Origin of the sequence: Zooshikella ganghwensis DSM 15267, from assembly GCF_000428585.1 — a bacterium.
Lineage (GTDB): Bacteria > Pseudomonadota > Gammaproteobacteria > Pseudomonadales > Zooshikellaceae > Zooshikella > Zooshikella ganghwensis.
This window is the reverse complement of sequence record NZ_AUAF01000016.1, coordinates 20,069-35,521: the sequence shown is the minus strand read 5'-3', so window position 1 is coordinate 35,521 and position 15,453 is coordinate 20,069. Positions and strand designations below refer to the sequence as shown.

At 40.9% G+C, this 15,453-nt stretch carries 8 protein-coding genes; 6 read left to right on the top strand and 2 right to left on the bottom strand.

The features are described from left to right. Positions 1-281 precede the first annotated feature (281 nt). Both F607_RS0105925 and F607_RS0105920 read left to right on the top strand, forming a co-directional pair. Positions 282-1,823, top strand: a complete 1,542-nt coding sequence (locus F607_RS0105925; RefSeq protein WP_027707352.1) for an ABC-F family ATP-binding cassette domain-containing protein — start codon at positions 282-284, stop codon at positions 1,821-1,823. Positions 1,824-2,010: 187 nt separating this feature from the next. Then, complete coding sequence (locus tag F607_RS0105920) at positions 2,011-3,309, top strand: inosine/guanosine kinase (protein WP_027707351.1); 1,299 nt, start codon at positions 2,011-2,013, stop codon at positions 3,307-3,309. A 206-nt stretch (positions 3,310-3,515) separates the two neighbouring features. Here F607_RS0105920 and F607_RS28325 read toward each other — a convergent pair whose 3' ends face one another. Next, positions 3,516-4,706, bottom strand: coding sequence for a hypothetical protein (locus F607_RS28325; RefSeq protein ID WP_051310966.1), 1,191 nt, complete (start codon positions 4,704-4,706; stop codon positions 3,516-3,518). Between the two features lie 128 nt (positions 4,707-4,834). Continuing rightward, complete coding sequence (locus F607_RS0105910; RefSeq protein ID WP_027707350.1) at positions 4,835-6,793, bottom strand: SWIM zinc finger family protein; 1,959 nt, start codon at positions 6,791-6,793, stop codon at positions 4,835-4,837. 631 nt (positions 6,794-7,424) lie between these two features. On the opposite strand from F607_RS0105910, the gene F607_RS0105905 reads away from it, so the two are divergent. The 4 genes from F607_RS0105905 (at position 7,425) to F607_RS0105890 (ending at position 15,443) form a co-directional block, all read left to right on the top strand. Next, positions 7,425-8,945: a type I restriction-modification system subunit M gene (locus F607_RS0105905; RefSeq protein ID WP_038290291.1), complete on the top strand. Its 1,521-nt coding sequence runs from the start codon at positions 7,425-7,427 to the stop codon at positions 8,943-8,945. After that, on the top strand, positions 8,935-10,170 hold the full coding sequence (locus F607_RS0105900; protein ID WP_038290289.1) for a restriction endonuclease subunit S: 1,236 nt from the start codon (positions 8,935-8,937) through the stop codon (positions 10,168-10,170). Before F607_RS0105905 ends, F607_RS0105900 begins: the two co-directional genes overlap by 11 nt. Next, positions 10,171-12,087, top strand: a complete 1,917-nt coding sequence (locus F607_RS0105895) for an ATP-binding protein (RefSeq protein WP_027707347.1) — start codon at positions 10,171-10,173, stop codon at positions 12,085-12,087. 77 nt (positions 12,088-12,164) lie between these two features. Continuing rightward, a complete protein-coding gene (locus tag F607_RS0105890; protein ID WP_027707346.1) occupies positions 12,165-15,443 on the top strand; it encodes a type I restriction endonuclease subunit R in 3,279 nt (1,092 codons plus the stop codon). Positions 15,444-15,453: the final 10 nt, after the last annotated feature.

Sequence of the window (15,453 nt, the reverse complement as noted above, 5' to 3'; positions counted from 1 at the left end):
AGGCAAAGCTCTGTGCAGATACACGATGAAGTGTTGCTCAGAGCCTAAATAACGAAATCTTCATCAGACATACTCTCAGCGAAGCGTAATATACCCATAACAAAGGGTATACAAAGATGCGTAATTTCTCGTAGGGAGTTTATTGTCTGTGAAAAATTGTAAAAGGCCGGTGATGACACCTCATCACCGGCCTTTTTTATATCCGATAGTTAGATATAAATTAAATTGCAAAATCCTTGGGCCGGTACTTAGTTACCGGCTTTTTTTATGGTTTAAATAATATGAGCTTACTAATAGTAAAAGACCTGACATACCAAATTGCAGAAAAACGTCTTTATCAACAGGCTAATTTTTCGCTGCACCATGGTGAACACCTTGGCGTAACGGGAGAGAATGGGGTAGGAAAAAGTACTTTGCTTAAATTACTGCGTTCTGAGCTTTTACCTGATCAAGGTGAAATCCTTTGGCAACCAGACATTATGATTGGCTATCTGGATCAGCACACGACCTTTGATCCTGAACTAACCATATTTCAATTCCTATCAAGCGCCTTTGAGACATTATTTGAAGCAGAAAAAAATTTGAATAACCTTTATGCGCAGATGGCTACAGATACATCTTCTGCAGTGCTTAACCGTGCTGCGGAGTTGCAGTCTCTGTTGGAAAAAGAGCAGTTTTATAGTTTGAATTATCGTATTGAGCAAATTGCTGCAGGATTAGGAATTGATGTTTTGGGGATGGCCAGCAAGATGGGTAGTTTGAGTGGAGGGCAGCGCCATAAAGTAATGCTAGCAAAGTTATTACTTCAGCAACCTGAGGTTTTGCTGTTAGATGAGCCCACAAACTTTTTGGATACTGTGCATGTAGAGTGGTTAGCTAACTTCTTAGCTAATTATGCTGGCGCTTTTTTAGTGGTTTCTCATGATATTAGCTTTTTGGACTCTATTGCGAATGGAATCTGCGATATAGATTATCAACAAATTAAAAAATATAAAGGTCATTATTCCAAAGCAATGTCTCAGAAAGAGCAGGAGCGTCTTCAGTTGCAAAGCCAATATGATGCTCAACAGCGCCAAATACAAAAACTGGAAAATTATATTGCAAAAAATGGTGCTGGTGTGAATGCAAAGATTGCAAATGGTCGAAAAAAACAGTTAGCTAAAATTGATAGAATTGAAATAAACCAGCAAAAACAAGCTTATTCTTTTACTTTTAAACACTCCCCACTCAATGCACAGACTGTCATTGTGAGTCGAAAATTAGGTATTGGTTATACCTACTCATTATTGCCAGATCTTAACTTATATATTCAGCGCGGCGAGAAGATTGCGGTGGCAGGTTTTAATGGGGTGGGCAAATCTACGTTACTTAAGTCGTTAATTGGCGAGATTCCACTGCTTTCCGGACAGCTTGATATCGCTAAATCAATTAAATGGGGGTACTTTGCTCAAGAGTTATATTGGCCTTACCCTGAATCTACGCCAGTACAGGTGGTATGCTCTGCAAATACTACGCTTACCAATAAAACAGCTCGAAAATATCTGGCTGAGTTTGGAGTGGCTGGTAGTAAAGCAGTACAACCTATACATACTCTAAGTGGTGGAGAACAAACCAAGGTGAAGCTGTGTTGCTTGGCGGTTGAAGAAACCAATGTGCTGGTATTGGACGAACCGACAACACACCTGGATATAGAAATGAAACAAGCCTTGAAAGAAGCTCTGATTTGCTATCCGGGAACCGTTATTTTGGTGTCTCATGAACGGGAATTTATTCAAGGCTGGCCGGACCGCGTAATTGATATTTCTTGTAAAGCGCTGGTTTAGCTGATGGTGAGGAGTAAACAACACGTTAAGTGCTTTGGACTGTTTGTATAAGAAAAAGCCGCTAGACAGGTCCTGTCTAGCAGGCTAGAAGTTAATTAAGCAACGCTTGTATCTTTCGGCCTCTACCCATTGGCATTAAGCGTTGAAGTCACTACAATAGCGCGTTTTGCGGATAAGTCTCTTAGTCATGAAGTTTCCAGGCAAGCGCAAAGTTAAACACTACTTTCCCGTGGGTACGCCACGTCCCTTTTCCCCTGAGCGTGATCTCATTGCTGAAGCGGTCTATCCCTTGGTTGGTGTTGAACAGACCTTGGTCGATATTGAAGCCCATGTCACCTACGAGTTTATGGAAAAGTATGGCATTCAGCCTGGTACCTCTGTTTTACCGGCCCCTGACGTTGGTGAAGCGATCTTAGCTGATTTAACTACTCAAGGACTCATCCGTAATCAGCAAGCGGGTAGTACCATTGGTAATACACTACATAACTTTTCTATCTTGGCGGATGCACCCGCTATTCAGCTAGGCGTTATGGCTGATCCCATTCATGTGGGTTCACCTGCTTATCACTTCCTTAGAACGACCAGTACCCGTGTTAACTTAGATTATATGCAACCAGTACGGAGTATTGGTCGGGCACTGACTTTAATTACTCCAGACAGTGAGCGTAGCTTTGTTATTTTGCCTGGGGATATGGACTTGCTTAAAGCTGAGTCTATACCTGAAGAAGCCTTTGAGCGTGCTTCAGCGGTTGTGTTTAATGCGTATCTGTTTCGTACGCGTGAGCATGGCACTATCTATGAGGCTATGGAAAAAAGTATTGAGCTTGCCAAAGCCAGAAACCTGCCTGTGGGCTTAACGCTCGGTACTCATTTTATGGTTTCTGAGTACCGTGATGAAATCGAAGACTTTATCCGTGCTCATGTTAATCTGGTTGCTTGTAATGAAGATGAAGCAGAAGCACTAACAGGTGAGTCAGATCCATTAGGGGCTATAGATAAATTATTAGATATGGCTGATATGGTATTGTTGACCGCAGGACCTGCCGGTTTATATTTTGGTGGGTACACTGATAAACAATGTGCGCGAATTACAAAATACCCGTTAAAGTCAGGTGTTATCCCTGAATACAACCGCTACGAATTCTCTCGGCCATTACTCAAAGAAAATTGCGAAGAACCCATTAAAGTAATTTCCCACATAAGTCCATTTATGGGGGGCCCGGAACGTATTGTAAACACCAATGGTGCAGGTGATGGTGCGTTAGCCGCTTTATTGCATGATATGGCAGCAAATCGTTTCCACAATAAAGTGATGCCCAGCTCAAGCAAGCACGACCGTAATTACATGACATATTCTTCTTTTGCGCAGGTTTGTAAATACGCAAACCGGGTAAGCTATGAAATTCTGGTGCAAAGCTCACCACGTTTAGCACATGGTTTACCTGAGCGGGAAGACAGCTTAGAAGAAGCATATTGGGATATGTAGTGATTTTTTAGTAGCTTTGTTTTAATTGATTTAAAAAAGCCAGGATATTTATTCCTGGCTTTTTATTTTAAGATCAGCTCAAAAGTTCTACCCACAATGAAAGACATATTGTTCTTCGATACCTAATAAAGCATTAGCTTCTCGTTGAGGAGCAACATTATGGTAAGAAAAGATTGCGAATTAAACGATTTGAGTAAAAGTGATGCTTATTCAAATAACTCATGCTCCAAAAGCTCATAAATAAACTCTTGCTCTATTCGGCTACGAAGGACGCTCTGCATTTTCTTGACTGTTTTTAACTCAGTTATTTCTCTTTCAAGCTCTTCGACTTGATTGCTGAGATGCAATGCATACTCAGTAATGGTTTTTTCTCTTGAATGCTTACTGCCGCCACCAAATTTTTTCCATACTTGGTTTTGTATATCTGAACCTTGCTGTTGCTGATAATAAGCTTGATTAAGTTGTCTTATTTTATCTTCCAGTGCGGCTTGTAAGCCAGAAAAGGTTTTTTTATCAAGCTTGAACTCAAAGTCAGGAAGATGTGTTTGAGCCAGTAAAATCATTGCAACAGTATCTTTATCTTTTTTAGCTTGAGAAAGCTGTTGCATCAGCTCTTTTTTATGTTGTTTTTTCTGTGGATCATGCTCTTTATCTGGATGCAACCGGTTAGCAAGTTGGCGATATAGCATGGTGATTTCTTTGTCTTTAAAAAAAGCTAGTCCTTTCTCAGAAGACACCTGGTGTTCATGGTGTGAATATCCACGGTGATGAAAGAAATCATCGTCAAATGCATTCCCGTCAGTATCTTCATGGGTTTCATCATCAGAGTCATGAAAGGTTTCTTGAATAAACATTTCAAGAAATTTCTTTAAGTCAGTGGGTTCCTTAAGTAAATTTGTAAGTTCTTCATCACTGAGGCTGAAGGCTTTTTCGCCAATCATATCTGCGAGATCTTCCCGAAAGTAGTCGAGTTCTTCAGCATCCAAGTTGAGTTTTTGTAAGGGCTTGTGGCTGAAGTTGAGTACTGCTTGAAGAAAGTCATTCCTAAGTGGCTCTATGCTGAACTGGCGGAATGGATTGGCATCCAGTGCACGTAACTCATCTTCAATCCATGCATAAAGTGCTTCACGCTGTGAGCCTTTGATAGTTTTGCGGGGTATAAACGTCAACAAGTGACGGATGTATTTTTCGACAGCAACGCAGACGCTTTGCTCGTGTGTTTGAACCTGCCCTTTAAACTGCTCAAAGAAATCAGAGACTTTTTTTTCGTAGCGCTGGTTCCTGGCTTGCTTCTTATCTATCTCATGCCAGAGTTTTTGAAGCTTTCTCCATTCTTTGTTCGTAGCGTTATTACTATTTGATTGAGTAGCAAAATCAGTAATGGTTAATGTTGTCATGAGCTTTATCTAGTTGACTGGTACGGGACCAGCTTATCTTATCACAATATCACCAGGAAAAGTCGGCTTTTATTGTGTGTTGAGGTCAACTGCTAAGTTCAAGCGTGGTAATCAATGTTTATAAAAACTCATCCAACCACTTTTTCGCTAACAAGTGCGTTAAGTTCTTGTTGTAAGCGCTTTTTGGGTTTGTGTTCGGTACGAATTCTAGCAATACGCTTTTCCCATTCCTTTAGACGGTCATTTTTTTTAAACACAACATGCATTTTACGTAAATAATCGATGGCAGCTATATAAGATCTGGCGTTTACTTCAGCAATTAATGATTCAACTATTTGGTCCCAAATTGTTAATGCAATATTGGGGTGAGTGTCAGCAACGGCATTAGCAACATCTTTTTGATAGTGGCTGTAGCGACTGAAAACCCGGTTATTACCTCCCTGTTGGCTTTTTAAATAGAGGGCTACCACATCATCATTACGCTTTTCGTGAATGGCTATTGAAATGAGTAAGTCGTAATCAGGAAAAATCGTTTTAAACTTTTGTTCTTGAGGGTAGAGCACTTCAGGCTTAGGTAATGGCCAGTCTCGTTTGCGATTATTTTTGGCTGTCAAATCAGGTCGCTGACCCGTTTCTAAATAATTAATAATTTTATTGCGAATCTCATCCCAGCAGTCTATTTTTTCACAAGCTTTTTGTAAAACCTGATAGGTATCTAGAGAAGGCATATTAAAAAAACTTTGCGCATGGTAAGCAGCGATTAAATCATACTGACAATTTTTTTTGGCCATTTCACATAATTGCTTTTGCAGTTGGCTTGCTATTCCTGGCGAATCCTCCAATGTTTTATAAAAACCATCAATACACCACTGTCGGGCTTTTTCGACTTCACCTATGCTTAGTAATTCATCGACAAGGTCTTGGTAATTTTCGCACTGCTCCACTTCTGTTTCCAGTAGAGATACTATTTTTGCTGACTGACCACTGGCTTTTAGGGCGTCAATAATTTTTTCTACTAATTGCTTACGATAATAACGTTTAGAAAAACTTCTGTTTGCGGATAACGTAGGCATTACGTTTAATTTTTTTATAAGGCTATCAGCAACGTGTTGCCAGTCAGTCGGCGTATATCTTGAAAAATCGAATTGATTAGAGGCAATATCTAATACGCTTATATCGTCATTTAACTGCCGATCAATAAGCCACAGTAGCTGATCTACAGGGGGTAGGCTCGTATTAGGCAGTGCTTGTACAATAATTTCCATGCATTCGCCAAGTTCACTTGCTGTTTCACCTTCGTCATTGGCATTTTGTGCCTGGTCATAACTCAGCTGCCACAGATACTCCCCTAGTTGCAGAACATCATCAGCATGACCTTGCTTTAATAGCGCTTTTAACTGAATGCGAACAGGGGCATAATCTGGAATATTACTGTCATTGTCCCAGTGGTTAGACCAGGCATCGATTCGACTTAGTTCTTTTATTTTTTTGCGTAGTAATGCAACCTGTTGCTTTGCATCACTATGATTAAAGCGATGACTTTCTAAAATAGTTTTTCGTATTTCAGGATATCTATTCGTTATTTCTATTAAGAAATCACATAGCTCTTCATGGCTTTTTTTAATCAGTACTCGATGTACTTGTAATTCATAGGTGGAAAGCGTTGTTTCGCTATTAGCTTCTAAAGAAGACTCATCATCTTCACTGTTGTCATCGTAAAGCTCATAATAGAGATCATCATCTTCGGTGAGTAATGGAAATTTCTTTGAGTTTTTTAAATACTGTCCAGCTTTTAAAATCAATGCAATAGCATGTTTACAATTTGCATAGTAAGGACAGCTACAATCAGCGCTTAATTGGTTTTCTTTATCTAGAAATATACGGGTTACATAAAACTCAGTGCCTTCGACTTCAGCAACCAACTCATCTTGTTCGGTGATAAAAATATCACCCACATAACCAATATAGCTTTTACCACGCTTAACAATAGAAACACTTGCCCAGTCGTACAAATCATTAATGGTTAGCTTTGGGATAAACTGATGAATACTTGTCATTGCAACACTCTTAACTCGTCCATTTGCCATTGCTGGAGACACTTTGAGGTAGTCGTAGGTCCATAACTATACGCTGAACATTAGGTAATGAACATCTGTAGTACTTAGCGTTAATGGTTATTGGTAGCTTGAAGGGCGTCAGTAGCAACAAGGCTACAGGGTTGATTGCTTCTTGTGCTGTACTGATGCACACGATATTTTAAACAATAGTTATTTTAAAGGCGCTAGCTGGCCCATTAGGCTGAGTGCTATGAAGAAATGATTATTGAAAGATATTGAGTGATTCGCGAAGGGTATGAGGGAAAACACGACGGATAAGATTATTTACTTCGCCCGTGTCAGAAGACCATCCATGGCCTCTGCCCCTCACACTGCTCCCGGCAGTTGCTCCGTAAACAATCTCACCCGTCGTTTTGCCAACATTGTGCTTTAGGATTGTAAGCTTTGCTTAAGAGAGAACTTTGGTTTAGAAATGTCCTTTAGCTTACAGGAAGGCTGTTTTTTTTGAGTTTTGCATTAACAAAGTGGTGCAAATGTTTTTCTCGTAGTTTTTAGAAATAAGAGGCAGAGAGTGTCGTAGAAACGTTTGGGGCCTTTTGTCGAGTGATGTATCATTGGCCTTATGTAAACAGCATATACACTTGGTAATAGGCTTATAGGCATGACACCCATCAATCAAGAATCCATCAACAAAGCCCTATGGGCTGCCTGTGACACCTTTAGGGGCACCATCAGTGCAGATACCTATAAAGACTTTATTCTAACTATGCTGTTCTTGAAGTACATCAGTGATGTATGGCAAGACCATTATGAAGCATACCAAAAAGAACATGGTGATGAGCCGGCGTTGATTGAAGAGCTAATGAAGCAAGAGCGCTTTGTGCTCCCCAAATCCGCCAGCTTTTACACGCTCTGGGAACACCGCCACGAGCCTGGTAATGGTGAGCGCATTGACCAGGCACTGCATGCGATTGAAGAAGCGAATGGCAATAAATTAAAAGACGCCGGTAAGAGTGTATTCCAGGATATATCTTTTAACACTGACCGGCTCGGTGAAGAAAAACAAAAGAACACTATCTTACGCCACCTGCTAGAAGACTTTGCCAAACCTGAACTCAACCTGAAGCCCAGCCGGGTCGGTTCACTGGATGTCATTGGTAATGCCTACGAATACTTAATCAAAAACTTTGCGGCCAGCGGCGGACAAAAAGCTGGAGAGTTTTACACCCCACCTGAAGTATCTGAACTGATTGCTGAGTTGCTGGACCCAAGGCCCGGCGATACCATTTGCGACCCAGCCTGTGGTTCCGGCTCGTTATTAATGAAATGTGGCCGAAAAGTAAAAGAGCACCACAACAGCAAAAACTATGAGCTCTACGGTCAGGAAGCGATTGGCTCAACCTGGTCATTGGCCAAAATGAACATGTTTTTGCACGGTGAAGACAACCACAAAGTTGAATGGGGCGACACCATCCGCAACCCTAAGTTGCTGGATAAAAACGGTAATTTAATGCTGTTTGATATTGTTACTGCTAACCCACCCTTCTCGCTAGATAAGTGGGGCCATGACGAAGCAGAGCACGATAAATTCAGCCGGTTCCGCCGAGGCATTCCGCCTAAAACCAAAGGGGATTATGCGTTTATTTTGCATATGATCGAAACCCTCAACCCCACCACTGGCCGAATGGGTGTAGTAGTCCCCCATGGCGTATTATTCCGCGGCAGCAGTGAAGGGAAAATCCGCAAGCAATTAATTGACGAAAATTTATTAGATGCCGTAATTGGCCTGCCAGAAAAATTATTTTACGGCACGGGTATACCAGCAGCTATTTTATTATTTGCTCGTGATAAACAAGATGATTCCGTCATGTTTATCGATGCCAGCCGAGAATTTAAAGCCGGCAAAAACCAAAACTTACTCACTCAAGACAATATCGATAAAATCGTTAACACCTATCGTGGTGGTGAAAATGTCGATAAATACGCCTACGTCGCCAGTTTAAAAGAAATTCAAGAAAACGATTACAACCTAAATATCCCTCGTTATGTCGATACCTTTGAAGAAGAGGAAGAAATTGATTTGATAGCTGTGCGACAACAGCGGGAACAATTAAAGGCTCAGTTGGCAGAGCTAGAAGTCGAAATGGCAAGGTATTTAGAGGAGTTAGGGTATGAATCCTAAAGAATGGTTAGTATCTCCCTTGTCAGACATCGTGAAAGAAAAAATTTCTTACGGTATAGTTCAAGCTGGCCCACATGTTCCTAACGGAGTACCCTACATTAAAAGCTCTGATGTTAAAGGGACTATTAAACCTGACTCTTTGCAAAAAACCAGCCACGATATACATTACAAGTATCGCCGATCATCCGTGCACCCTGGTGATATAGTCTTCTCCTTGAGAGGCAATATTGGTGAATCTGCAATAGTACCTAAAGACTTGCCCGAGGCTAACCTTACACAAGGAACAGCTAGAATTTCAGTAAATGAAAATCATCACAATATTTTTCATTTCTATCAAATCTCAAGCTCTCCAGTTCTTAATAGAATAAATGCTTTGAGCAAAGGTAGTACTTTCAAAGAAATCTCTTTGGAGGAACTAAGAAAAGTTAAAGTGATATGCCCCCCCCTCCCCGAACAAAAAAAAATAGCCAAAATCCTATCCACCTGGGATAAAGCCATTACCACCACAGAACAACTACTGGCGAATAGCAAACAACAGAAAAAAGCACTAATGCAACAGTTGTTGACTGGTAAAAAGCGTTTGCCGGGATTTAGTGGGGAGTGGACGGACCACCATCTCACAGACATAGCAAAAGTAATTGTGAGTCCAGTTGATAAAAAAACTGTTGATAATGAGATTCCTGTTGAGCTTTGTAATTACACAGATGTTTATTACAACACATACATTAATCGCAAGCTTAAATTTATGAGGGCAACAGCCAAACAAACTGAAATTGATAAGTTTACATTACAGGTTGGTGATGTAATTATCACTAAGGATTCAGAAACACCAGGAGATATTGCTGTACCAGCATTAGTTGCAGAGGAGCTTGGAGGCGTCGTATGTGGTTATCATCTAGCAATCATCCGTCCAAACAATAAAAAGCTTGATGGAGCTTTTTTAAATTTTTTGTTATCAATGCCCCAAACACGATACTACTTTTTCACCCTTGCAACAGGGGCAACTAGGTTTGGATTATCGATCAATGGAATTAATAAAGCCCATTTTTCTCTCCCTCCACTAGAAGAACAACAAAAAATTGCCACCATACTCTCAACTGTTGATAAAGAAATCGAAACCCTACAACAAAAACTCGATTGCTTAAAGCAAGAGAAAAAAGCCTTAATGCAGCAATTATTAACTGGTAAACGCCGAGTTAACGTTGACGAGTTGGAGGTTGCTTAAATGGATTGGTCGGTGGAGGAGGTTTATCAGGAATTATTAGCGCTGGATGAACACCCTCGCATCGAGGCGAAACGCGCCACGCATATTGGTGACTCCATTATGCAAACCGTTTGTGCATTTGCTAATGAGCCTGGTTTAGGTGGTGGGTTTTTATTACTGGGTATTTCAGAACCTGATGAGACACACGACAATTATTGGGTAACAGGCGTTACTGACACCGATAAGTTACTAAATGAATTACAAGGCAATTGTCGCACCCAGTTTGACATTGCGATACCAGTCCAAAGCCAGCATACCACTATTGAAGGAAAACTGGTGATTGGTGTTTTTGTGTCTGAGTTAGACCCAGCCGCCAAACCCTGCGGATTTATTGGCAAGCATGGCAGTAAAAACAAGCGTAAAACGGGGGTATGGCGCCGTGGCTTAAATGGTGACTATGAATGTTCTCAACAAGAATTAGCACCATTATTACTGGCTAAATCAGGAATTAGTTTTGAGCAGGTTATTTTACCTGACGCTGAATGGGATGATTTAGACCCTTCTGCCATTGAGCTTTACCGGCAACTACGCTCCCGAGTGCGTCCTCAGGCAGAAGAGCTGCAAGCCGGTGATGAGGAAATGCTGCGTGCATTAAGGCTGGTAGAAAAACGTAATGACAGTTATCTACCCAATGTAGCCGGGTTATTGTTATTGGCTAAACCGCTCTCTCTTCGCCGTTTACTGCCTGTCGTCAGAGTAGATTATGTGCGTATTCAAGGCACCCAATGGGTAGAAGACCCAAGCCAGCGTTTTGCGACAACCCAAGATTTTCGCGAACCGATTATTCGGCTAATTACCCGGTTAGAAGCCACCATTTTGGATGATATGCCTCGTCACTTCATTTTAAAAGAAGGCGAAACGCAACGGGCTGATCAACCATTACTGCCTCACAAGGTGGTTCGAGAGGCCGTAGTCAATGCGCTTATGCATCGTGACTATCAAGTAAACCAGCCAACCTTGGTGGTGCGCTATAGTAACCGGCTGGAAATTCGCAATGCGGGTTACTCCTTAAAGCCAGAAACCATGCTGGGTGAAATGGGCTCGCAGCTCCGCAACCCGATTTTAGCCGCCGTATTATATGACCTAGACTTTGCCGAAACCAAAGGCACTGGCATTCGCACCATGCGCCGCTTATTAACTGAAGCAGGGCTTACTGTGCCCGTTTTTACCAATCACCAACTGGAAAACCAATTTACTGCCACCTACTTATTACACCAGTTAATGGTTGCAGAACAGCTGGAGTGGTTAAAGCAATTTTCATCCTTGCAACTAACCGATGTAGAAGCAAAAGCACTGGTGCTGGCGAAAGAAACAGGGGCGATTGATAATGCCACCCTCCGTTCAATAAGTGGTTTGGATACTTTAGGTGCAAGCCAAGTACTTCGTCGTTTAAGCCACCAACTAGCACTTCTTGATAAAGCAGGCGCAGGACCTTCAACCTATTACCAGCTGTCTAGCAAAGTATCGGCTGATACAAATACAAGTGAGCTCGAAGCAAATACAAGTGAGCTCGAAGCAAATACAAGTGAGCTCGAAGCAAATACAAGTGAGCTCGAAGCAAATACAAGTGAGCTTGAAGCAAATACAAGTGAGCTATCTGAATCACTACAAAATGCCATCAGCCATCTAGGCCCTAAAGCACGGAAAAATAAACTGTGGCCAGTCATTTTAGAATTATGTTCTTTAGGCCCACAGAGTGCCGAGCAACTGGCTACTTATTTAGGCAAGCAGGTTAATTGGCTTAAAACCAGTCATTTAACCCCATTACGAAAAGAAGGGCTGATTAACTACCTTTATCCGGATGTAATCAAACACCCTGAGCAAGCTTATCAAATTACTCCTAAAGGGAAAGAGTGGCTCAAGGATCACCCCATTTAAATTTGTAACTCATTATTGAGTTGATGACTTAATTGAATTAAATATAAAGCAGTAGCCGTATAAAACAAGGACTTACCATGCAAGTCGGCCCAAAATTTCAAGAAGAATACAGTGCCAAAATCCCTGCGTTAACATTGCTGAGCAAACTTGGCTGGACATTTTTATCCCCAGAACAAGCATTAAAAGTCCGTAACAATAATGCTAACGATGTCGTATTAAAAAGTATCCTCAAGCAGGAACTGCAAAAACGTAGCTTTGTATTTAATGGTAAAAGCCACAGGTTAAGTGATAAAGCAATCGACAATATGATTGGCATCATTGCCAGTCCAGCGCTTAACGAAGGTTTAATAGCGGCGAATGAAAAGCTCTACAACCATTTGCTCTATGCTATTTCAGTCACAGAGTTTATTGATGGTAAAAAAGTAAACCCAACCATCCCCCTGATTGATTGGCATAATGTTGAAAACAACAGTTTTCTCTTTACTGAAGAATTCACTGTGTTACGCAGTAATGGCATAGAAAGTCGCCGACCTGATATTGTTTGTTTTGTGAATGGTATTCCTTTTGTTGTTATTGAAGCAAAACGCCCAGATAGCCAGGCCAAAAAAGGTCCAACAGTTGAAGAAGGGATTTCTCAATGCTTGCGTAATCAGCGCAATGATGAAGTTCCACATCTGTTTGCCTACAGCCAATTATTACTATCAATTAATGGAACCGATGGGCGTTACGGCACCTGTGGTACACCGGCAAAATTTTGGGCAACCTGGCGTGAAGAAGATATCAGTGAAACTGAAATGACAGGTTTGAAAAACCAAAAACTTACCACTGAACAAAAAATAGCTATTTTTAGTCATCGACCAGCGAAAGATTTAGATTGGTATGAAACACTCATTGCTAGTGGCGAACTGATCGTAACAGGGCAAGATAAATTACTTATTAGTTTATTAACGCCTAAGCGGTTACTAGAAATGACGCGCTTCTTTACCTTGTTTGATAAAAAAAAAGGGAAAATAGTCGCCCGTTATCAACAGGTATTTGGCATTAAGCGCTTAATTGAGCGCATCAGTACTCATAATAATAAAGGCGGTCGTGAAGGTGGCGTGATTTGGCATACGACAGGATCAGGCAAGTCGTTCACTATGGTGTTTTTAAGTAAAGCATTAATATTACATGACGCACTTAAGCAATGTCGTATTGTAGTCATAACCGACCGGAGAGATCTTGAGAGTCAACTCAGTAGTACTTTTATGTCCAGCGGAGAACTTGCGGCAAAAAAAGACAAAGCTGCTGCCATGGCTACATCAGGACAACGCCTAGCAGAACAAATTGGCCAAGGCAACGAGCGTATTATATTTTCGCTAATTCAAAAATTTAATAGCGCCACCCAGCTACCGGTTTGTAAAAATAATAGTGCCGATATTATTGTGTTGATCGATGAAGGACACCGCAGTCAAGGTGGTGAAAACCATATTAAAATGAAGCAGGCATTACCAAACGCAGCATTTATTGCATTTACAGGCACCCCTTTATTAAAAGAAGACAAAACGACCAGTAAATTTGGCCCAATCATTCACGCTTACACCATGCAACGTGCAGTGGAAGATCAGGCAGTCACACCTTTGCTTTATGAAGAACGTATCCCTGATTTAGATGTTAATGAACGAGCAATCGACTGCTGGTTTGACCGTATCACTGAGGGTTTGACGAGCGAACAAAAGACAGACTTAAAGCAAAAATTTGCTAAAAAAGGACAAGTCTATCAATCTAAAGACAGACTGCGCTTAATCGCATTAGATATTGCCAATCATTTTGTCAAAAATATTGATGATGGGCTAAAAGGCCAACTGGCCTGTGATAGTAAAGAATCAGCCATTAAATATAAACAGTATTTAGATGAGGCAGGGTTATTTAAAAGTGCGGTGGTGATGAGCCCACCGGATACCCGTGAAGGCAACACGACGGTTGATGAAGCTTCAATTCCAGAAGTAACACAATGGTGGAAAGGGAATGTAGGTAATCAGGAAGAGCAAGCCTACACCAGACAAGTGATTGAGCGTTTTACTAAAGACGATGAGCTTAAAATATTGATTGTTGTGGACAAGCTGCTAACCGGTTTTGATGAGCCGAAAAATACCGTGCTTTATATTGATAAACCACTTAAAGAACACAACCTCATCCAGGCGATTGCCCGAGTGAATCGTTTACATCCACAAAAGAAGTTTGGCTTATTAATTGACTATCGTGGCATTTTAGCTGAACTTGATACCACTATCCAAAAATATCAGGACTTAGCATCTAGAACCCAAGGAGGCTATGACATTAATGACATTGCTGGCCTTTATAATCAAATGAATACTGAGTACAAGCGTTTGCCTCTGCTCTATAAAAGGCTTTGGAGTATTTTTAGTGGTGTTAAAAATAAAAGTCAAATTGAACAATTACGCCAGGTATTAATCCCAAAAATTGTTGAAAGGGATGGTGAGCTAGTTGATGCTAATTTAAAAGTACGTGATGACTTTTATGAGGCGCTTACCGAGTTTTCCAGTTGCTTGAAAGTGGCATTACAATCCGCCACCTTTTATGAAGATAAGAGTTTTACCGATGAAGATCGTCGCCACTATAAAGAAACAGTCAAGCAACTGTCTAATTTACGCCAACTAGTCAAACGAGATACTGGTGAAACCGTTGACTATGATGAATATGACAGCCAGGTGAAAAAACTGTTAGATAAGCACGTAGTTGGAGTAGAGATAAAAGAGCCTGAGGGTGTTTATGTGGTTAATAAAATGGGTCAACAACAAAAACCAGAACAATGGAGCGAAGAAAAAACGCGTAATGAGACGGATATTATAAAAACACGAGTTACTAAAATGATTGAGCAGGATTTACGTGATGATCCTTATGCTCAGGAAGCATTCTCAAAGTTACTGCGTAGAGCGATTGAAGAAGCTGAACAGCAATTTCACCACCCACTCAAGCAGTATTTAATTTTTCATGACCTTGAAGAAAAAGCCAAAGCACGTCAATTAGATGATATACCCAAGACACTGGCAGGAAATATCCATGCGCAAAAATATTTCGGCGTGTTTAAGAAAGTATTACCAGCAGCTTTTTCAGTATTGAGTGAAAATGAGCAACAGAATTGGGTTGATTTGGCCTTTAAAATAGAAACACTAGTCGAAAAGGCTGTTGAGGAAAATTCCATTAACCCACAAAATATAGAAGCAGCTATTCGTAAGCAATTATTACCTATACTATTTAAAGAATGCAAAATGATCGGTAGCGGTACGGACCAAGCAAAGGCTATAGTAGAGTGGGTAGTACAAATCACTCGTATTGGTATATCTGAAGCTTAGCAACCTAAAG